This window comes from Subtercola frigoramans (assembly GCF_016907385.1).
Classification (GTDB): domain Bacteria; phylum Actinomycetota; class Actinomycetes; order Actinomycetales; family Microbacteriaceae; genus Subtercola; species Subtercola frigoramans.
This window is the reverse complement of record NZ_JAFBBU010000001.1, coordinates 1,628,472-1,649,242: the sequence shown is the minus strand read 5'-3', so window position 1 is coordinate 1,649,242 and position 20,771 is coordinate 1,628,472. Positions and strand designations below refer to the sequence as shown.

Annotated in this window: 19 protein-coding genes; 2 read left to right on the top strand and 17 right to left on the bottom strand. The window is 64.1% G+C overall.

Annotated features, from left to right (window positions below; translation table 11 throughout):
- Positions 1 to 2: 2 nt before the first annotated feature.
- From atpA to JOE66_RS07820, 8 genes are all read right to left on the bottom strand, one after another.
- Complete coding sequence (gene atpA / locus JOE66_RS07855) at positions 3 to 1,640, bottom strand: F0F1 ATP synthase subunit alpha (protein ID WP_205108298.1); 1,638 nt, start codon at positions 1,638 to 1,640, stop codon at positions 3 to 5.
- A gap of 105 nt (positions 1,641 to 1,745) precedes the next feature.
- Positions 1,746 to 2,546, bottom strand: a complete 801-nt coding sequence (locus tag JOE66_RS07850; RefSeq protein WP_205108296.1) for a F0F1 ATP synthase subunit delta — start codon at positions 2,544 to 2,546, stop codon at positions 1,746 to 1,748.
- Between the two features lie 2 nt (positions 2,547 to 2,548).
- Positions 2,549 to 3,100 carry a F0F1 ATP synthase subunit B gene (locus tag JOE66_RS07845; protein ID WP_205108294.1) on the bottom strand — a complete coding sequence of 184 codons (552 nt, stop codon included), beginning with the start codon at positions 3,098 to 3,100 and terminating at the stop codon, positions 2,549 to 2,551.
- A gap of 44 nt (positions 3,101 to 3,144) precedes the next feature.
- Positions 3,145 to 3,369, bottom strand: coding sequence for a F0F1 ATP synthase subunit C (gene atpE, locus JOE66_RS07840; RefSeq protein WP_253202258.1), 225 nt, complete (start codon positions 3,367 to 3,369; stop codon positions 3,145 to 3,147).
- A 152-nt stretch (positions 3,370 to 3,521) separates the two neighbouring features.
- Positions 3,522 to 4,313, bottom strand: coding sequence for a F0F1 ATP synthase subunit A (gene atpB, locus JOE66_RS07835; protein ID WP_275576874.1), 792 nt, complete (start codon positions 4,311 to 4,313; stop codon positions 3,522 to 3,524).
- Positions 4,314 to 4,636: 323 nt separating this feature from the next.
- Entirely contained in the window at positions 4,637 to 5,146 is a 510-nt protein-coding gene (locus JOE66_RS07830; protein ID WP_307827111.1) for a Cg1360 family ATP-synthase-associated protein, read from the bottom strand.
- Between the two features lie 3 nt (positions 5,147 to 5,149).
- On the bottom strand, positions 5,150 to 6,343 hold the full coding sequence (locus JOE66_RS07825) for an MraY family glycosyltransferase (RefSeq protein ID WP_205108292.1): 1,194 nt from the start codon (positions 6,341 to 6,343) through the stop codon (positions 5,150 to 5,152).
- Positions 6,344 to 6,345: 2 nt separating this feature from the next.
- Complete coding sequence (locus tag JOE66_RS07820; RefSeq protein ID WP_205108290.1) at positions 6,346 to 7,020, bottom strand: L-threonylcarbamoyladenylate synthase; 675 nt, start codon at positions 7,018 to 7,020, stop codon at positions 6,346 to 6,348.
- An 83-nt stretch (positions 7,021 to 7,103) separates the two neighbouring features.
- Here JOE66_RS07820 and JOE66_RS17630 point away from each other — a divergent pair, with 83 nt between their 5' ends.
- On the top strand, positions 7,104 to 7,727 hold the full coding sequence (locus JOE66_RS17630; protein WP_205108288.1) for an HAD-IA family hydrolase: 624 nt from the start codon (positions 7,104 to 7,106) through the stop codon (positions 7,725 to 7,727).
- Between the two features lie 174 nt (positions 7,728 to 7,901).
- Here the strand turns inward: JOE66_RS17630 and prmC are convergent, their stop codons facing one another.
- The 7 genes from prmC to JOE66_RS07780 form a co-directional block, all read right to left on the bottom strand.
- Positions 7,902 to 8,882: a peptide chain release factor N(5)-glutamine methyltransferase gene (gene prmC / locus JOE66_RS07810; RefSeq protein ID WP_205108286.1), complete on the bottom strand. Its 981-nt coding sequence runs from the start codon at positions 8,880 to 8,882 to the stop codon at positions 7,902 to 7,904.
- A complete protein-coding gene (gene prfA, locus JOE66_RS07805) occupies positions 8,839 to 9,921 on the bottom strand; it encodes a peptide chain release factor 1 (RefSeq protein WP_205108284.1) in 1,083 nt (360 codons plus the stop codon). Before prfA ends, prmC begins: the two co-directional genes overlap by 44 nt.
- A 6-nt stretch (positions 9,922 to 9,927) precedes the next feature.
- Entirely contained in the window at positions 9,928 to 12,486 is a 2,559-nt protein-coding gene (rho, locus tag JOE66_RS07800) for a transcription termination factor Rho (protein WP_205108282.1), read from the bottom strand.
- Positions 12,487 to 12,648: 162 nt separating this feature from the next.
- Positions 12,649 to 13,584 (bottom strand): homoserine kinase, encoded by a 936-nt coding sequence (thrB, locus tag JOE66_RS07795; protein ID WP_205111736.1) that lies wholly within the window; start codon positions 13,582 to 13,584, stop codon positions 12,649 to 12,651.
- 26 nt (positions 13,585 to 13,610) lie between these two features.
- The gene (gene thrC, locus JOE66_RS07790) at positions 13,611 to 14,717 is read right to left on the bottom strand and encodes a threonine synthase (RefSeq protein WP_307827110.1); all 1,107 of its coding nucleotides are present in this window, start codon (positions 14,715 to 14,717) and stop codon (positions 13,611 to 13,613) included.
- Entirely contained in the window at positions 14,717 to 16,078 is a 1,362-nt protein-coding gene (locus tag JOE66_RS07785) for a homoserine dehydrogenase (protein ID WP_205108280.1), read from the bottom strand. Before JOE66_RS07785 ends, thrC begins: the two co-directional genes overlap by 1 nt.
- Entirely contained in the window at positions 16,075 to 17,595 is a 1,521-nt protein-coding gene (locus tag JOE66_RS07780; RefSeq protein WP_205108278.1) for a diaminopimelate decarboxylase family protein, read from the bottom strand. The genes JOE66_RS07785 and JOE66_RS07780 overlap by 4 nt, the downstream gene beginning before the upstream one ends.
- 207 nt (positions 17,596 to 17,802) lie before the next feature.
- Between JOE66_RS07780 and JOE66_RS07775 the strand changes: the two genes are divergently transcribed.
- Entirely contained in the window at positions 17,803 to 18,147 is a 345-nt protein-coding gene (locus tag JOE66_RS07775; protein ID WP_205108276.1) for a hypothetical protein, read from the top strand.
- Positions 18,148 to 18,193: 46 nt separating this feature from the next.
- On the opposite strand, the gene JOE66_RS07770 is transcribed toward JOE66_RS07775, so the two are convergent.
- Positions 18,194 to 18,925, bottom strand: coding sequence for an LmeA family phospholipid-binding protein (locus JOE66_RS07770; RefSeq protein WP_205108274.1), 732 nt, complete (start codon positions 18,923 to 18,925; stop codon positions 18,194 to 18,196).
- A gap of 102 nt (positions 18,926 to 19,027) precedes the next feature.
- On the bottom strand, positions 19,028 to 20,755 hold the full coding sequence (gene argS / locus JOE66_RS07765; RefSeq protein ID WP_307827109.1) for an arginine--tRNA ligase: 1,728 nt from the start codon (positions 20,753 to 20,755) through the stop codon (positions 19,028 to 19,030).
- Between the last annotated feature and the right edge of the window lie 16 nt (positions 20,756 to 20,771).

Genomic DNA, 20,771 nt, shown 5'->3' with positions numbered 1-20,771 from the left:
ATCTATCGACGACCTTTGACGATCTTTTCCTGGTTGACGTCTTCTTTGGGCATCGCGTCGAACTTCTCGCTGCCCACTGAAGCGAGCGGCTTGCCCTCACCCGTCTGGAATTCCTGCTTGAACTTGTCGACGCCCGAAACGAGTGCCGCGGTGATGTCGTCAGACAGCACGTTGGTGTCGCGCAGCTTCGTCAGCACGTCGGTGTTGCGCGCGAAGTAGTCGAGCATCTCGCGCTCGAAGCGCAGGATGTCTTCGACGGGAACCTCGTCGAGCTTGCCGTTCGTACCGGCCCAGATCGAGACAACCTGCTCTTCGACGGGGTACGGAGAGTACTGGGGCTGCTTCAGGAGCTCGGTCAGTCGTGCTCCGCGGGCCAGCTGGCGGCGGCTTGCAGCGTCGAGGTCTGAAGCGAACATCGCGAAGGCCTCGAGTGAGCGATACTGGGCGAGTTCGAGCTTCAGAGTACCGGAGACCTTCTTGATGCTCTTGACCTGGGCGTCGCCACCGACTCGCGAGACCGAGATACCGACGTCGACAGCGGGGCGCTGGTTGGCGTTGAACAGGTCCGACTGGAGGAAGATCTGGCCGTCGGTGATCGAGATCACGTTGGTCGGGATGTAGGCGGAGACGTCGTTCGCCTTGGTCTCGATGATCGGAAGACCGGTCATCGAACCGGCGCCCAGCTCGTCAGAGAGCTTGGCGCAACGCTCGAGCAGACGGGAGTGCAGGTAGAAGACGTCACCCGGGTAGGCCTCGCGTCCCGGCGGGCGACGAAGCAACAGCGAAACCGCGCGGTAGGCCTCAGCCTGCTTGGAGAGGTCGTCGAAGATGATGAGTACGTGCTTGCTGTCGTACATCCAGTGCTGGCCGATGGCAGAACCGGTGTAGGGCGCGAGGTACTTGAAGCCGGCCGGGTCTGACGCGGGAGACGCGACGATGGTGGTGTACTCCATCGCTCCGGCGTCTTCGAGCGCGCCCTTCACCGAAGCGATGGTCGACCCCTTCTGGCCGATGGCAACGTAGATGCAGCGAACCTGCTTGTTCGTGTCGCCCGATTCCCAGTTGGCCTTCTGGTTGATGATCGTGTCGATCGCAATCGCCGTCTTGCCGGTCTGGCGGTCACCGATGATGAGCTGGCGCTGGCCGCGCCCGATCGGGATCATGGCGTCGATCGCCTTGATACCGGTCTGCATCGGTTCGTGAACACTCTTACGCTGCATGACGCCGGGAGCCTGGAGTTCGAGAGCACGACGAGCCGTCGACTTGATCTCACCGAGACCGTCGATCGGGTTGCCGAGCGGGTCGACGACGCGACCGAGGTAGGCGTCTCCGACGGGCACCGAGAGAACTTCGCCGGTGCGCTGCACCTGCATGCCCTCGACGATGCCGCTGAACTCACCCAGAACGATGACACCGATTTCATCCTGCTCGAGGTTCTGGGCAAGTCCCAGCGTGCCGTCGGCGAAGGTGATGAGTTCGTTCGCCATCACGCCGGGAAGACCCTGCACGTGGGCGATACCGTCAGCAGCATCGATGACGTAACCGACCTCGACCGCGCTGGCCGCCGTTGGCTCGTATGACTTGACGAAATCCTGAAGAGCGTTACGGATCTCATCCGGGCTGATCGTAAGTTCTGCCATTGCCTATCCTTTGAGTTTGGGTGAAGCGTGTTCCGTGAGACCAGAAGCCTCTGAGTGTGAAAATCTGTGCGTGGTTCCCACGTTGCCGAGGCGTGGGGGAACCGGTCAGCTGGCCAGCTTCTGTCGAAGCTCGCTCAGTCGTGACTCGATACTGCCGTCGATGACGTCGTCGCCGACCTGGACCCGGAGGCCGCCGAGAACGGTCGGATCGACGACCTGGTTGATGGTGAGCTGGCGGCCGTAGAGGCGCCCCAGCGACGCCCGGAGGCGATCCAGTTGCTCAGCCGCAATCGGAGACGCCAGGGTGACGGTTGCAATCGACTGGTTCTTCGCGTCGGCCACAATTGTCGAAGCGATGCGTAGCAGTTCCGCGATCCGTCGGCCGCGTGGCTGCTGCACGAGGTGCCGAACAATGACCAGTGTCTGTTCGGACGCCTTGCCGGCGAGAAGCGCGTCGACGAGGGCAACCTTTGCCGCCGGCGAACCAAGCGAAGTGCCGATGGCAAGTTCGAGCTCGGAGTCGGACGAGACCGCTTCGCCGAATTCGAAAAGTTCGCTCTCGATCGAGACCGAGGCGGGGGCCGAGGCGGCGACGACCCGGAGGCCGATCTCCTCGATTCCAGCGAGAAGCTCATCGGAGTTCGACCAGTGGGCCGATGCGATCGCCGTCAGCAGTGACAGGGCGTCGGCACCGAGACCCGCCTGGAAGACACCGCTCACGAGGGCTGACTTCTGGGACGAGTCGGTCGACGGGTCACCGAGAAGTGAACGGAACTGCGCCGACTCCCCGATGATTCGGCCTGCAGCGAAAAGGTCTTCGCCCGTCGACACGGTCAGCGCCGGAGCCGGAAGCCCTGCGAGGGCATTCTTCGACGACGCGAGAGCTTCTCTGGTTGCGCTTCCCATGACTACGCCTTCGTCTCGCTGGCTTCGAGGTCTGCCAGGAAGCGGTCGACGATTGCAGCAGAACGCCTGTCGTCGGTGAGGCTCTCCCCGATCACGCCGGAGGCGAGATCGATGGCAAGCGAACCGACTTCGGAACGCAGGGAGACGACGGCGGCCTGGCGGTCGGCTTCGATCTGCACCTGGGCGTTCGAGGCGATGCGTGCGGCTTCGGCCGTCGCCTGCTCCTTGAGCTCAGCGAGAATACGCTGGCCGTCGGTGCGGGCCTGGTCCCGGATGGAACCGGCTTCGACGCGGGCATCGGCGAGCTGGGCCGTGTACTGGGCGAGCATGGCTTCTGCTTCGCGTTGTGCCACGTCGGCCTTCTCGATGTTGCCTTCGATGGCTTCGCCACGCTCGTCGAGGAGCTTCTTCATGCGTGGCAGGATCGCACGCCAGAAGAAGACCAGCAGTACGACGAAGCACACCGCACCCCAGACGAGGTCTGGGGTCTCGGGCAAAATCGGGTTGTGCGTTGGCTCAGCAGCCAGGACTGCGTTTGTGATGGCACTCATCATTTCGCCTCCTTTCTAACTCGTCTAAATCGAATTCTGATCGGGGCTTAGACGAAGATGAAGCCGACGGCGATACCGATGAAGGCAAGGGCCTCGGTGAACGCGATACCGATGTACATCAGCACCTGGAGACGGCCGGCCAGCTCAGGCTGGCGAGCGACGCCCTCGATGGTCTTGCCGACGACGATACCCACGCCGATGGCCGGGCCGATGGCCGCGAGGCCGTAACCGACGGTAGCGATGTTTCCGCTCAGAGCCGCGAGGGTTGAGATGTCTGCCACGAGTGTTTCCTTCCGTTGGGGCGAGCCCGGCCTCTGCCGGGCTGCCTTCGTTTGTGGTGTAACTGGGTGGTGCTGGTGAACTGTTGTGCTGCAAAAAGCTGTGGTGCGGTGCCTGCTGCGTCAGAACCCGATGAGGCGGGTGCCTAGTGTTCTTCAGCCAGCGCGAGCTGGATGTAGACACCGGTCAGCAGTGCGAAGACATACGCCTGCAGCACCGCGACCAGGATCTCGAACAGCGTGAACACGAATCCGAACGCAAGTGTTCCGATGCCGAACAGCGAATACCAGCCGCCCGCGGTGAAGAGGAAGAATGACGTCGCTGAGAAGAAGAGCACCAGCAGCAGGTGGCCGACGACCATGTTCATGAGAAGTCGGAGCGTCAGTGTCACAGGCCGGAGGATGAACGTCGAGACGAACTCGATCGGCGCGACGATGATGTACAGCGGCAGCGGCACACCGGGCGGGAAGAGCGCATTCTTGAAGAACGCCCCTGGGTGCTTTCTCAGTCCGGCGTAGATGAAGCAGATGTACGACACGAGAGCCAGCACGATCGGAACACCGATGACCGATGTACCGGCGATGTTCAGCAGCGGGATGATGCCTGTCAGGTTGAAGAACAGGATCATGAAGAACATCGTGGTCAGCACGGGCAGGAAACGACGACCGTCTTTCTTGCCGAGCAGGTCTTCAGCGATGTTGACCCGAACGAAGTCGAGCCCCATCTCAACGAGACTCTGGAAGCGGCCTGGCACGATTTTCATCTTGCGAGTGCCGATCCAGAAGATCAGGACAATGGCTGCCACCGCGATGAATCTGATGACCATGATCCTGTTGATCTCGAACGGAGTACCCGCGAAGAGAAGGACCTGGGGAAAAAATTCATTGATGGAGGGACCCGTAAAGCCACCTTCATCGGTTGCTAACGGGGCTAGCAGGTTTACAGCGTTAGATATCAGCGCTTTCTCCTGTATCGGGGCGTGGAGCTCGGCTCTCGCGTCGACGAATAGTGTGGGATTGCTGCGCACAGGCGATGAACAAGTGCTGTGCAGGTGAAAAAGCACAACTCGAGACCCAGCCGGGGCAGCGGAACGAACAATCTAGACTCTATCAAGCTTTCGCCTCTGCAGACGAACAGAACCGCCCCAAAAACCGGAGAAGTGTGCGAATTTCGCACGAATTTCGACGTTCTGTAGAAGTTGGGTCCGATTACGTACTCTGTGAAGCCTTGCAGCCATCACACAGCGACCACTCAGCAGCCTCAGGGCAGCTTCGCGTCGCTTGCGTACGGCATGCGGGAGCGTGCAACGACCACCACATCGACGACGAGTGTGCCGATCACACCGATGATCAGGCAGGTGAAGAGAATCCCATTGTTCGTCCACGGCTGGTTGCGAAGTAGGAGGGCGGCAATGATGAAGAGAACGAACTTGAGCAACCACGCCCCGAGCACAATCGCGAAGAACAGCGTCGTGAACAGCGGTGATGCGTAGTAGCGGTTGGCGATCAGGATGCTCGTCGCAGTGATTGCGAGGAAGACGAACGCCATGGCTGCCCCGATGACAGCGCTCACCACGCCGACCCAGCCGTCGAGGAAGTACCCCACTACTCCCCCGACGACGATGAGCACCACCGTGAGGAGCGCCGCCACCCGCAGCGCTCGCATCAGGATCGGGGTCGAACTCAGAGTGGCACCGGCGCTCGAGACCGTCGCACTGGGCCCAGGGCTCGGGGTAGCGTCATCGGGCACGGCCTGCTGTTCTTCTGGCACGGTTCACACGTCTCTTTCGTCGCTGGCCTGGTCCAGGGGATCAAGCACAGCCCCTTCGGTTGAAATGATGCTCGACGCAGGTGCAAGTTGCACGGTCGCCTCGAGTGCCTTGCGACGCGTGAGCGGCGCGAGGGTGAGCACAGTGCAGAGGATCATCCCGACGCCCAGGAAGATGAACGCCAGCCAGTATGGGTTCAGAATGAAGAACAACAGGCAGCCGATCGAGGCGACCGCCGTCCAGGCATAGAAGATCAGCACAGCGTGGAACTTCGAATGCCCCATGTCGAGCAGTCGATGGTGGAGGTGCTGCCGGTCGGCGCTGAACGGGCTCTTGCCGGCACGGAGGCGGCGGATGACCGCGAGGCTGAAGTCGAGCAGCGGGAGGATGAGAATCGCGAACGGCAGCAGGATCGGGATGAACGCTGGCAGCAACTGCGAACGACCGAGCGGTGTCGGGTCGATCTGCCCGGTGACAGCAATCGCACTCGTCGCCATCAGCAGGCCGACCAGCATCGACCCCGCGTCGCCCATGAAGAGCTTCGCCGGGTGCCAGTTCAGCGGCAGGAAGCCGACGCACGCGCCGATCAGCACCGCTGTGATGAGCGAAGCGAGGTTGAAGTAGTCCGTGGGTGAGGTCAACTTGGTGAGCATGTAGCTGTAGAAGAAGAACACGCTGTTCGCGATGATGGCAACACCGGCCACCAGGCCGTCGAGGCCGTCGATGAAGTTGATCGCGTTCATCACCAGCACCACGGCGAGCACCGTGATGAGCAGCGACATTCCACTCGACCCGATCGTGCGGCCGCCGATGGGCAACGACACGATCTGCACCCCCTGCCACGCCAGCAGAAGCGCGGCGACGATCTGGCCGGCGAGCTTCGTGAACCAGTCGAGATCCCAGATGTCGTCGGCCACGCCGATCAACACGACGATGAGTGCAGCGCCCAGAATGGCGAGAATCGGCCCGGGGTTCGCGAAGACGAGGCCGAACCAGCTCACCTGGGAGGCGATCGCGATTGCGACGACGATTCCGAAGAACATCGCCACGCCACCCAGGCGCGGCGTTGGGCGCGTGTGCACGTCTCGTTCACGGATGGACGGGTAGAGACGGTACTTCGTACTGAGTTTGTAGACCAGAATCGCCAGCCCGAAGGTGACGATGGCCGAAACGAGCCCGATCAGAAGATAGAAACGCACAGTTAGCCGGCCGGCCGGTCTGTCGTGAGTACGTCGCCGATGACCTCGCGGAGCTGCTCCTCGGTTACGGCCCCGCGTCTGATGATCCTGACCCGCTCGGGCTCAGTGGCATCAAGAATGGTCGACGCGAGACCTGCAGGCGCATTCGGCCCGGGATGCCCGAGGCTGAGGTAGACCGCGACGCTTTCGCCGAGCATCCGTTCGGCGTCTTCGGCCGTCAGCGCAGCAGGCTGGCCCGTCAGGTTCGCCGAGGACACGGCGAGCGGGCCCGTCTCTTCGAGGAGCTCGAGGGCGATCGGGTCGGACGGAATGCGCAGCGCCACGGTGCCCGCTGTTTCGCCGAGGTCCCAGACCAGCGAGTTGCGGGCAGCGACGACGACGGTGAGGCCGCCGGGCCAGAATTTCTGGGTGAGCACACGCACGGGTTCGCTCACCGACTCGGCGAGGGCGTCGAGAGTGCGCAGATTCGGAATGAGAACGGGCGGCGGCGACTGCCGGGTGCGGCCCTTCGCATCGAGCAGGCGCTGCACGGCCTCGGGATTGAAGGCGTCGGCAGCGAGACCGTAGACCGTGTCGGTAGGGATCACGACGAGCTCGCCCCTGGCGATCGCCGCCCGGGCCAATCGCATGCCCGTCAGGAGTTCGGTCGGAACCGTGCAGTCATAGATGGCAGCCATATCGGTTGCAATGATAGCTTGACCCCGGCTGCCACTCCTGAACCCGCGCCGCCGCAGTGCCTTCCGGCTGGAATACTGTACTGGTGGATCTCTACCTCTTCGACTTCGACCAGACCCTCTACGCCTACGATTTTCACAAGCGATTGCCCGCTCTTGCAGAGCTGACGAACTGCACGCAGTACCACCTCGCCAAATCGTGGTGGGTTGCGGGGCACGAAGAACGCGCCGACCGTGGAGAGTACGCGACGGTCGACGCCTATCTCGAAGCGTGGGGCGAGGCGACCGGGACGGTTCTGACGCTGAAGGCGTGGCAACAGTCGCGTGCAGCCGCCATGACACGCAGCGACAGCGCGGTGGATGCCCTGCGGTACGCAACCACGCTGGGCACCGCGTCTCTGCTGTCGAACAACAACATCCTCTTTCGAACCTCGCTGCCGGTTCTCGCACCCGACGTCGCGGACATCTTGGGCGACCACGACCTGGTGTCGGCAGACCTCGGCGTGACGAAGCCGAACCCCCACATCTTCGAGCTCGCCCTCGAACGCTTCGGCACCGCACCCACAGACGCCCTCTTCCTCGACGACAACGCCCGAAACGTCTCTGCCGCACAGAACTTCGGAATCCACGCCTTCCAGGTTCCGTCGGTCGACCACGTGCCGAACGGCGCGGCCATGCGTGCCGCGATCGACGTCTTCGCCGCGCGCTGACTCACTCGAGGCTCGTTGAGTGCGGCCAAACGTCCCCTCAACGCCGACTTTCGGGCCATTTGGCCGCACCCAGCACGACCCGCGGGGAGACAGCGGGCAAACAATGGGCGGCAGAGCACGCTCAGCGGAACGCGACAGGCGAGCAACGCGCGTCAGCGGAACGCGACAGGCAGGTCAGCGGAGGGCGGTCGTCGCGCGGTCGCGACCGGTGAGGTCACGGTGGGTCGCGGTTGCGTTCCACCCGTCGGATGCCAGCAGCTCACGGATCTCCGCACCCTGCAGTTCGCCGTGCTCGATCACGAGCGCTCCCCCGGCCCTCAGGAGACGACGCGCAGTCTGCGACACCGAACGCACGACATCGAGGCCGTCTTCGCCGCCATAGAGCGCATGTTCGGGGTCGAAGAGCCGCACCTCGGGGTCGCGGGGAATCGCTCCGGCCGGAATGTACGGCGGGTTCGAGACGACGACCGACACGAGGCCGTCGAGCTCAGGGAGGGCGACAGCAAGGTCGATGAAGACGAGACGGGCGTTCCGGGCATCCACTGCGGCGAAGTTCTGCTTCGCCCAGATGAAGGCAGGAGAGGAGTTCTCCACGGCTACGACGCGGGCATGCGGCACCTCGGTCGCGAGCGAGAGGGCGATCGCACCACTGCCCGTACCCAGATCGACGGCCAGTGGCGACTCGTCTGCCATCGATCGCAGTGAGTCGATCGCGAGGCCGGCAACAAATTCGGTCTCCGGCCGAGGCACAAAGACACCCGGGCCGACCGCGAGTTCGAGTGAGCGAAAGCCCGTCGTGCCGGTGATGTGCTGCAGGGGCTCCCGCCCCGCTCGACGCTCGATGACCTCGGCGATGGCAATTGCATCGTCAGCACTGACCGGCGCGTCGGTGAACGTGAACGCCTGGACCTGACCGCGCGACGCACCGAGAACATGGCCGAGCAGCAGCTGTGCATCGACGTCAGGGTCGGGCACGCCTGCACGCGACAAGACTGCGGTCGCATGCTCGAGCAGCACGCGCACAGTCAGTGGCCTGTCGATCTGGATGATCGTCACCAGGCCCTCGCAGGTGCCCGTCGAGCGGTGGTACCCGTCTCGTTCGCTGCAGTGCTCACTCTGCCGTAGCTCCGAGCTCTGCGAGTCGAGCCTCTTCATCGGCCGCGATGCACGATTCGACAACCGGTTCGAGGGCGCCGTTCATGACGGCGTCGAGGTTGTAGGCCTTGTACCCGGTGCGGTGGTCGGCAATGCGGTTCTCGGGAAAGTTGTAGGTGCGGATGCGCTCGGAGCGGTCCATCGTGCGGATCTGGCTCTTTCGCACGGCGGAGGCTGCTTCGTCAATCTCCTCCTGCTGTTTCGCCAGAACACGGGCCCGCAGAACGCGCATGCCCGCTTCGCGGTTCTGCAACTGGCTCTTCTCGTTCTGCATGGCAACCACGATTCCAGTCGGAAGGTGGGTGATGCGAACGGCGGAGTCTGTCGTGTTGACGGACTGGCCTCCGGGGCCGCTGGAGCGATAGACGTCGATCTTCAGGTCGTTCGGGCTGATCTCGACTTCTTCGGGTTCGTCGACCTCGGGGTAGACCAGCACGCCGGCGGCCGAGGTGTGGATACGCCCCTGCGACTCGGTCGCGGGCACACGCTGCACGCGATGCACCCCGCCCTCGTACTTGAGGTGAGCCCAGACGCCCTCTGCGGGGTCGGTCGATTTACCCTTGATGGCCAGCTGAACATCTTTGATGCCGCCGAGGTCGCTCGAGGTCTGCTCGATGATCTCGGTCTTCCACTTCTTGCTCTCTGCGTAGTGCAGGTACATGCGCAGAAGATCGGCGGCGAACAGGGCGGACTCTGCCCCACCCTCCCCCATCTTGATCTCCATGATGACGTCGCGGCCATCATTGGGGTCCCGGGGTATGAGCAGACGCCGGAGTTTCTCGGTCGCCGCTTCGAGCTCCTCGGTCATCCCGGGGAGCTCGGCCGCAAAGGATGCATCTTCTGCGGCCATCTCCGTCGCTGCCTCGACGTCGTCGGTCAGCTGTTGCCATTCACGCCAGGCCGCGATGATACGGCTCAGCTCTGCATAGCGTCTGTTGACCTTCTTGGATCGAGCAGGATCCGAGTGAAGCGCTGGATCGGCAAGCTGCTCCTGCAGCTCGTCATGCTCGATCAGCAGGGTCTCTACCGATTCGAACATGTCTACCTAATCCTCTTTGTGACCGTTGTGGTTGGTGGTGTGGCTGACAGCCGCTGCGGCCGGCATCGACTTCTGCACCTGCATCAAGAACTCGACGTTGCTCGTGGTGTCCTTCAGACGACCCAGAACGATTTCGAGAGCCTGCTGCTGGTCGAGGCCGGCGAGGGCACGACGGAGCTTCCAGGTGATCTTCGTCTCGTCGACGCCCATCAGGAGCTCTTCGCGGCGGGTTCCGGATGCGTTCACATCGACGGCAGGGAAGATGCGCTTGTCAGCGAGCTGACGAGAGAGGCGGAGCTCCATGTTGCCGGTGCCCTTGAACTCCTCGAAGATCACTTCATCCATCTTCGAACCGGTCTCGACGAGAGCCGATGCGATGATGGTGAGCGAGCCACCGTTCTCGATGTTGCGGGCTGCACCGAAGAACCGCTTGGGCGGGTACAGGGCAGCAGCATCGACGCCACCGGAGAGAATACGGCCTGACGGCGGGGCAGCCAGGTTGTAGGCACGGCCGAGGCGGGTGATCGAGTCGAGCAGCACGACGACGTCGTGACCAAGTTCTACGAGGCGCTTTGCACGCTCGATGGCGAGTTCGGCGACGATCGTGTGGTCTTCAGCGGGCCTGTCGAAGGTGGAGGCGATGACCTCACCCTTGACCGTGCGCTGCATGTCGGTGACTTCTTCGGGGCGCTCGTCGACCAGAACGACCATGAGGTGAACCTCGGGGTTGTTCGTCGAGATCGCGTTGGCGATCTGCTGCATGACGATCGTCTTGCCGGCCTTGGGTGGCGCGACGATGAGTCCGCGCTGGCCCTTGCCGATGGGGGCCACCAGATCGATGATGCGCTGCGTCAGCTTTCCGGGCTCGGTCTCGAGGCGCAGACGCTCCTGCGGGTACAGAGGAGTCAGCTTCGAGAACTCGACGCGGTTGGCAGCCTCTTCGATCGGAAGACCATTGATCGACTCCACCTTGACGATGGCGTTGTACTTCTGGCGACCATTGCTGTCGCCTTCGCGTGGCTGGCGGATCGAACCGACGACAGCGTCACCCTTGCGCAGGTTGTACTTCTTGACCTGGCCGAGAGAGACGTACACGTCGCTGTTGCCTGGCAGGTACCCGCTGGTGCGAACAAAGGCGTAGTTGTCGAGGATGTCGAGGATACCGGCGACGGGGATGAGAACGTCGTCCTCGCTGATCTCGGGCTCGAGGTCGTCAAGACCACCCTGGCCGCGACGCTTGCGGTCGCGGTACCGGTTGCGTGCACTGCGGTCGTTGGGGTTCTGCTGGCCCTGGCCCTGGCGATCGTTCAGCTCGTCGAGCTGCTGCTCGTCGAAGCTCGCGTCGTCCTGGCGGTCGTTACGATCACGCTGGTTGCGCTGGTTGTTCGCGCCCCGCTGGTTGTTGTTGAGGCGATCGCTGTTCGTACGGTCTGCGTTCGTGCGCTCGGTACCGTTCCGCTCTGCGCCATTGCGGTCGTTCGCGGCCCTGTCTGCACCTGCAGAACCATTGGCAGCCTGGTTGCGATCAGCATTCCGGTCGGCGTTGCGGTCACGACGGTTACGGTTGCGGCTGTTCTGCCGGCCTTCGCCGTTCTCGCGGCTTTCGTCGCCCTCGGCCTCGAAACGAGAACCCTCTGAAGAGTTGTCGGTATCGGAACCGCCGACGATCGGAAGGTCGGGAAGAATCGACTCTGTACGTGACCGTTCGACGGCAGGAGCACCGTCGATGCCTGCGGCAGCGTCACGCGCGGCCTGGGCAGCACGCTGCGCGCGGGTGAGGCGGGGGGTGCGCACCTGTCGTTCGTTGCGCGGGGCACCTGCGTTGCCGGCGCCCGCGTTGTCGGTGGATTCTGCAGCACCGTCTTGGGCGGCGATGGCCGCGTCGAGCACGGCGTCGAGCCTGCTCGTGTCGAGCTCAGGGCTCGTACCCGCGTCGGCGGGAACCAGGGGTGCGTGCTCAGATGCAGAGGCGTTCACGTGCTGCACTGCCGAGCGGCGGCCTCGACCTGCAGTGGCGCCCACGGCGGACTGCGGCTCGGCGACGGGAGCGTCAACCGGCTGCTGCCCGATGGGCGCAGATTCCACGGCGGGCGCACTTGTCGGCTCGGCCGTGGTGACACGGCGTGAAGCGCGGCGGCGGGGTGCCTGCACGGCGGTGGAAGTATCGGCGACAGCGGAGTCGGCAACGACGGGCGCTTCGGCCGCGGCAGGCGGCTCGAATGCAGCAGGTGCTTCGAGCGTGTCGGAGATGGGCCCGTCAGCTTCAACTGTTTCAGGCACGAGGGCCTCGGGCACACTGGCCTCAGGCTCCGCCGGTACCGGCTCTGCCACGACCGGCGACTCCGGAACCTCAACCACAGGGGCCGAATCCGGTGAAGCGGCGACGGAGGTGTCGGTGTTGCCCGGCTGGGCGTTCGTGATGGCGGCCACGAGGTCGCCCTTTCGAAGCTTCGATGCACCCGCGATTCCGAGGGCCGCGGCGAGCGTCTGGAGTTCTGAGACCTTGAGGGTCGCAAGATCTGTTCGAGACTCCACGTTTGAAGCGTGGATGTTGATGTCAGTCACTAAGGTGATTTTCCTTCCTCTGCCGTCTTATGAGTTGCGGCAGAAGAGCTGTACGCGCTTGTTTGCGTTGGGCGGAGGCTACGGATCGTGGCACTTCACGGCACAACAAGCGTCAGCGGTAATGTGGAGGATGTGCGACCGGGACGTTCTGCAGCACAAGAACTATGCGGCGTCGACCGGATGCGATATCACTGTAGCACCTTTGAAGTCGACTGCCAGTACAAGAGAGTCCCAGGGTGTCGTGGCTTCAACAGCCACCAAATCGGCCGCGGCGAGCCTCTGGCCCGGATCGCTGCACAGCACGAGAATGCTGGGGCCCGCGCCCGAAACCACGGCGGGGAATCCCTGCTCGCGCAGCAGGCGGATCAGCCGATCGGTCTCTGGCATCGCTGCGGCACGGTAACTCTGGTGCAGCTTGTCTTCTGTCGCAGCGAACAACAGCTCGGGGCTCTGGATCAGCGCTGCGATGAGCAGCGTGGAGCGCGAGACGTTGAAGATGGCGTCTTCGTGTGGCACGGTTGCCGGCTGAAGGCTGCGTGCCAACGCCGTCGACATGGTCGCCTGGGGCACGAGCACCAGCGGCGAAACGCCACGATGCACCATCAGCTTCTTGAACTGGGGGCCCTCTGGCGTCACCCACGCGATCGTGAGTCCGCCGAAGAGTGCCGGTGCAACGTTGTCCGGATGCCCTTCAAGCTCTGTCGCGAGTGCCAGGAGTCCCAGCGCGTCGATCTCCACGACACCCTCGAGCAGGCCCTGTGCCGCCATGATTCCGCTCACGATGGCTGCACCGGATGATCCCATGCCCCTGCCGTGCGGGATCGCGTTGCGGGCGATGAGGTCGAGACCGGGCATCGGCTGCCCGTAGGCCGCGAAGGTGTGCGCGATCGCCTTGACGACGAGGTTCGTCTCGTCTGTGGGGACTTCGCCTGCACCGACACCCCGGACATCCACCGTCGCACCGGGCGCGTCACGGACGGCGACCGTGAGTTCGTCGTAGAGCGAGAGCGAGAGCCCCAGAGTGTCGAAGCCAGGCCCGAGGTTCGCCGACGTTGCGGGGACCCGCACAGTGACAGACCTGCCAGACAGGTCAGTGATCGGCGCGCCCGAAGCGGCCGTGGCCGTCACGCGGTGGCCTTGGAGAGACCCAGCACACCGGCGATCTCGGGTACGTCCACCGGAACGATGGTGGGCTTGATGTCGCTGCCGTCGGCAGCGCGGAGGGCCCACTGCGGGTCTTTCAAGCCGTGGCCGGTGACCGTCAGAACGACAGTCGAACCCGCAGGGATCATGCCGGCCTCTGCACGCTCGAGCAGGCCGGCAACGCTGATGGCCGACGCCGGCTCGACGAAGATGCCGACCTCTGCCGACAGGATGCGGTGGGCTTCGAGGATGTGCGCGTCGGAGATGGCACCGAAGTACCCGTCACTCTTCTCGCGTGCGTCGATCGCCAGGCTCCAGGAGGCCGGGTTGCCGATGCGGATCGCGCTGGCGATGGTTTCGGGGTGCTTCACGACGTGACCCACGACGATGGGAGCGCTGCCCGCGGCCTGGAAGCCGAACATACGCGGCAGCTTCGTGGTGGCACCGCGCTCGAGCTCTTCGGAGTACCCGCGGAAGTAGGCGGTGTAGTTGCCCGCGTTGCCGACGGGCACGATGTGGAAGTCCGGCGCATCCTGCAAGACCTCGACGACCTCGAACGCTGCAGTCTTCTGGCCTTCGATGCGGTCGGGATTCACCGAGTTCACGAGGTGAACGGGGTAGTTGGCAGCGAGCTCGCGGGCGATGTCGAGGCAGTCGTCGAAGTTGCCCTGCACCTGAAGCAGTTCAGCGTCGTGCGCGATGGCCTGGCTCAGTTTGCCCATGGCGATCTTGCCTTCGGGCACGAGCACGGCGGCCGTGATGCCCGCGTGGGTGGCGTAGGCCGCAGCCGAGGCAGAAGTGTTGCCGGTCGAGGCACAGATGACGGCCTTCGCGCCGTGCTCGACGGCCTTCGAGATCGCCATCGTCATGCCGCGGTCCTTGAACGAGCCGGTCGGGTTCATGCCCTCGAACTTGACCCAGACCTTCGCACCCGTGCGGGCGGAGAGTGCCGGAGCAGGGATGAGGGGCGTGCCTCCCTCGCCGAGCGTGATGATCGGCGTCGCCGCTGTGATGTTGAGGCGGTCGGCGTACTCGTGCAACACGCCCCTCCACTGACGGGACGGGATGCGGTTACTGTTCGAAGACACTAGTTTCCTTCAACTCTCATAACGGACTGCACGCTGGTGACAGCGGCGTGGGTGGCCAAATCGTCGACCGTGGCAGACAGCGCGGCCTCGGTGGACTCGTGGGTCACAATGACAAGGGTAGCGGTGAGCGGGCCGGCACCCGGTACGCCGGCGAGCGGGCCTGTGCCGTCGACGCTGCCGTCGCGGCGCGAACCGACGGACTGCTGCACGGCTTCGACAGACACATCGTGCTCGCTGAACAATCCCGCGATCCTCGCCAGGACTCCCGGTTCGTCGACGACTTCGAGCGTGATCTGGTACCGGGTCAGCACTTTGCCGATCTCAACAAACGGCAGGTGCGCTGTCAACGATTCTGCAACGCCCGGGCCGCCCGCGACATGACGGCGTGCAGCCGAAACCAGGTCGCCGAGCACTGCGGATGCTGTCTCCAACCCGCCCGCGCCGGCACCGTAGAACATCAGGTCTCCGGCGGCCTCTGCCTCGACGAAGACGGCGTTCTTCGCGCCGTGCACAGCAGCGAGGGGGTGGAGGCGGGAGACCAGCGCCGGGTGCACCCGCGCAGAGATTCCCTCTTCACCCGTGAGAGGGTCGGTGACCCGCTCGCAGATGGCGAGCAGCTTGACCACGTATCCCGAGCGGCGTGCCTGCTCTACGAGAGCGGGAGTCACACCCGTGATGCCCTCCCGGTGCACGGCCTCGACCGGCACAGCGCTGTGAAACGCCAGGCGTGCGAGGATCGCGGCTTTCTGCGCGGCATCGTAACCTTCGATGTCAGCCGTAGGGTCAGACTCTGCGTACCCGAGCTCTGTCGCAATGGCGAGCGCCGACTCCAGGCTGTCTCCTTCGACATCCATCCGGTCGAGAATGAAGTTGGTCGTGCCGTTCACGATCCCGAGAATCCGCTTCACCCGGTCACCCGCAAGACTGTCGCGAAGCGGCCGGATGATCGGGATCGCCCCGCCTGCGGCAGCCTCGTAGTACAGCTGCGCACCCACCTGCTCCGCCGCCTCGAACAGTTCGGTACCGTGCAGAGCGAGCAGCGCCTTGTTGCCGGTGACGACGTCTGCCCCAGAGTGCAGCGCCTGCAGGATGTACGTGCGCGCCGGCTCGATCCCGCCCATCAGCTCGATCACGATGTCGGCCGAGAGGATCAGAGACTCCGCATCAGTCGTGTACAGCTCTTGTGGCAGTTCCACGTCTCGCTGTGCGTCGACATCGCGAACGGCGATCCCGACGAGCTCGAGGCCGGCTCCGACCCGGGAAGCGAGTTCGTCGCCGTGCTCGAGCAGCAGCTGCGCCACGCGTGAACCGACGCTGCCCGCTCCGAGCAGGGCGATCTTGAGGTTGCGGTATTCGATCATGATGCTTTCTCGGAGGTGTGGGAAAAGACGGGCGGATGCTCGGCGACCGTCTTCGCTTTGCGCGTGCCCCGCGCTATTCCCGGGTCGCGTGCCAGGAGATCATCGACGGTCTCACCGCGCATGATGAGCCGGGCAGAGCCGTCGACGACTGCGACGACCGGGGGCCTGCCCAGGTAGTTGTAGTTGCTCGACAACGACCAGCAGTATGCGCCGGTGGCTGGCACCGCGAGCAGGTCGCCGGGGGTGACGTCGCCCGGGAGGTAGTCGGAGTACACCACGATGTCGCCGCTCTCACAGTGCTTTCCAGCAACCCGCACCAGGGCAGGATCGGCGTCGGATTGCCTGTTGGCTAGGCGAACGCTGTAGTCCGCGCCGTAGAGGGCGGGCCTGGCGTTGTCGCTCATGCCGCCGTCGACGCTCACGTAGGTGCGTATGGCCGTGGCCGAACTCACGTCGTCTGGAGCAATCTCGGCAACGCCCTCGGCGACTTCGGTGTCTGCGCCGACTGTCACGACGACGGGCTTGACTGTGCCAACTGTGTAGAGCGTCGCCGTCGAGGGGCCGATGATGACGCGACCTGGCTCGAAAGCAAGGTGCGGCACCTCGATCTTCAGGCGCCCGCATTCGGCCCCGACGATGTCGGCGATCTGGGCGGCAAGTTCACCGACCGTAGTCGGATCGTCTGCAGTCGTATAGGCGATCCCGAAGCCGCCGCCGAGGTTGAGCTCGGGGATCTCTCCCCCGGCCAGGAGCTCAGCGTGTACGGCCAGGAGCCGGGCCGCCGACTCGGAGAAGCCGCCCGAACCGAAGATCTGAGAGCCGATGTGGCAGTGGAGCCCGAGGAACCGAAGTTCGGGGTGTGACCGGATCGTCGCCACGAGCCTTGGCGCGTCGGCCAACGAGACTCCGAACTTCTGGTCTTCGTGGGCGGTGGCGAGAAAATCGTGGGTGTGCGCGTGGACTCCACTGTTCACCCGAAGACGTACGGACTGGATTCTGCCGTGCGCGACTGCCGCGGCGGCGACGCGTTCGATCTCGATCTCACTGTCGATCACGATCGCGCCGACTCCATACTCGACAGCGCTGTCGATTTCGGCGAACGACTTGTTGTTGCCGTGATAGCCGACGTGGGCCGGGTCGACGCCAGCGGCCAGCGCGACCGCGAACTCGCCCGCGCTGCAGACATCGATGCTGAGGCCTTCGGAGATCATCCATTCGCCTACGGCGGAACAGAGGAAGGCCTTGCCTGCGTAGTAGATGGTGACGTCGGTGCCGATTCGGGCGAACTCTCGCTCGAACGCTTCACGGAGCCCGCGTGCCCGAGACCGTGCATCGGCTTCATCGACCACGTAGACAGGAGTGCCGAATTGCTCGGCCAGGGCCGAAGCCGTGACTCCCCCGATGGACAGTTCACCCTCGTCGGTGCGCCGGGAGTTCACTGACCAGACTGCGCTGGCGACGTCATTGGCATCGTCTGGCACGGCGAGCCACGGCGGTGCGAGCGGGTTGGCAGACATCGGATTGACCTTTGGAGGAGAGCGACCACGGGCGGATTCGCAGATTGGAAGGGCGAGCGAACCCGGATTGGTTCCTGAAGCCGTCGACAGCGAAAATCCTACCCGACATCGGCGCGATCGTGAGTGACCGGGGGGCGACCCGAGGCGACACGCTAGTGAGTATTCCTCTATGCTTGCCTAAGCATTTGTCACTTATGGAGGTCTCTCATGCGCATCATCAACTCGAACCGGATTGTTCTCACCGCTCTGCTCGCAGCAAGCGCCGCTCTCGGCCTCACGGCCTGCTCGGGCTCGATCTCAGTGAACCCGTCGGTGTCGTCGGCTGACTTCGCGAAGAATGTCAAGACCTCACTCGACAAACAGAGTGGGCTCAGCACGACAGTCGATTGCGGGAGCAAAGACATCGACCTGACCGAGTCGGCGGTCGTGCATTGCGATGTCGTCGGCGCCGACTCACCCGACCAGCACTACGACGCGGCCGTCACAGTCTCAGGCATCAAGGGAGGCGCGTACGACATCGCGGTGAAGGTGTCAGACCAGCCGAAACCGTGATTGCTATCGGCTGTTGCCGTCAGCCCTGGCCGTCAGCGCAGAACCGTCAGTCGCACGAGCCGGTCTGTTTGAGGGCATCCTCCGTCAGCACCAGGTCGGTGGCGCTGAGGTCGACGACGACGAAGCCAGCAGACGGAGTGATCGACGTGACCTGCATCGATTTCGGCAGGTACTGGGCCACGCAGATCGAGATGGGCTTCGAGACGATGGTCTTCAACGCGCCGCCGACGTCGAGCGAGGCCGATCCGGCCGAGAGCGTGGCGCCCGTGGGAGTCAGCTGAACGGTACCGCCGACAGGTGCCGCGGTCGCCGTCGCGTCGTAGCCGAGGGTGAGCCCGAAGAGCTGGAACGACCCCTGGTAGCGAACGGTTCCGTCGGCCAGCACGATCTCATTCGACCCGGGAATGCTCAGGAACGAGTTGACCGCCGTCTGGTCGAGGGTGAGGGTGGCGGATGCCCGGGGAATCGGTTTCGTCTGGTCGGTCGACACATCGTGGGCCACCACGTGCGCCTTCAGCGGCACACCGTTCACCGTGAGGTTGTCGCTGTTGAGCGTCACCTCACTGAACGACCCGGAGGCGTACTGCGCGAGGAACGAGCCTCCACCGATCTGCACCGAGACGTCACCCGTCACGTTCGAGGGGAGGTTCTTCACGATCGCTGAGCGAATCTGGCCCTCGGCGAAGGCTTTCAGCCCGAAATCTGCCACGACGACAATCCCTCCGAAAAGTACGGCTGCGGCCACCACGATGGCGATGACCCGGTTTCGTCTCTTCATTTCTTCAGTCTGGCGGTGAACCGCTGCACTCACGCCGGGAGCTGCTGCATTCCCACTGGGAGTTCGCTGTACGGTTTGTGAATCCCCGCCCGTGTCAGACGGTTACATACGGTCGGGAGCAGAAACGCCGAGCAGGCTCAGCCCGTTGCGAATGACCTGGCCGGTGGCGTCGTTCAGCCAGAGGCGGGTGCGATGCAGGTCGGTCACCGGCTCGTCGCCGAGCGGCAGCACGCGGCACGAGGCGTACCAGCGGTGGTAGTGGCCGGCGACCTCTTCGAGATACCGCGCGACGCGGTGCGGTTCGCGAAGCTCAGCCGCCTGCGACACGATCCTGGGCAGCTCCTGAAGTGAACCGAGCAGCTCGGTCTCGGTCTCGTGCGTGAGCAACGACGGCTCGAAAGCGCTGCGGTCGACGCCGGCGGCCGCGGCATTCTTGGCGACGGACCGGGTACGAGAGTGGGCGTACTGCACGTAGAACACGGGGTTGTCGTTGGTGCGCTCGCGCAGCTTCTCGCCGTCGAGCGACAGGGGTGAGTCAGCGGGGAATCGTGCGAGGGAGTACCGCAGGGCATCCGCACCCACCCAGCCGAGAAGGTCATCGAGTTCGATGATGTTGCCGGCGCGCTTGGAGAGCTTCGCACCATTGAGGTTGACCAGCTGGCCGATGAGGATCTTGATGTTCACGTCGGGGTCGTCTCCCGCTGCCGCAGCGAGTGCCTTGAGCCGGCCGACATACCCGTGATGATCGGCACCGAGCAGGTAGATCTTCTCGGTGAACCCGCGGTCCCTCTTGTTGAGGTAGTAGGCGGCGTCGGCGGCGAAATATGTCACGATGCCGTTGCCGCGCGTGAGCACCCGGTCTTTGTCGTCGCCGAAATCGGTAGTGCGAACCCAGACGGCATCGTCTTTCTCGTAGACGTGACCCTGCTGGGCGAGGCGAACGGCGGCCTGCTCGATGAGGCTCGTGCCCGTGGCAGGGTCGGTCTCGTGCAGTGTGCGCTCAGAGAAGAAGACGTCGAAGTGCACGTTGAAGTTATCGAGCGACCGCTTGATCTCTTCGAGCTGCTGCAGGTAGCCGAGATCGCGTGCGACGGCGATCGCGTCTGCGTCGGGCAGTTCGAGGAGGTCGGGAACCTGCGCGAGCACCTTCGCCGCCAGCTCCTGGATGTACTCCCCCGGGTAACCGCCTTCAGGCGTCGGCTGGCCCTTCGCCGCTGCCAGCACCGAGGCGCCGAAGTTGTCCATCTGGTTGCCGGCGTCGTTGATGTAGTACTCGGTGGTGACCTCGGCACCGGATGCGCTCAGCACACGCGCAATGGCGTCACCGAGAGCGGCCCAGCGCGTGTGCCCCAGGTGCAGCGGACCGGTCGGGTTCGCCGAGACGAACTCCATGTTGACGCTGAGGCCGTCGAGCACATTCGTGTGGCCGTAGCTGTCGCCCTGGTCGAGAATCGTGCGCACGATCTCGCCCGCGGCCGCCGTCTCGAAGGTGATGTTGATGAAGCCGGGGCCCGCGATGTCGACTTTGGCGATTCCGTCGATGGCCTCGATGGCGGGGGCGAGTTCGGCGGCGAGCGCGCGCGGGTTCGTTCCGAGCGACTTTGCGAGCTTCATGGCGATGTTCGTGGTCCAGTCGCCGTGGTCGCGGTTGCGCGGGCGTTCGACGAGAACGTCGGCCACGGTGATGGTGGGCAGCGCGGTGAGCGGGGCTTCGGTGTTCTCGGCTGGGGCCTCTGCCGCAGCATCCACTCGCTGCTTCTCGATGGCGCGTCGCTCGATGTTGGCGGTCACGATGTCGAACAGAGCGCTGGAGAGGTCTTCGGGAGTCACGGGCATCAACTCTACC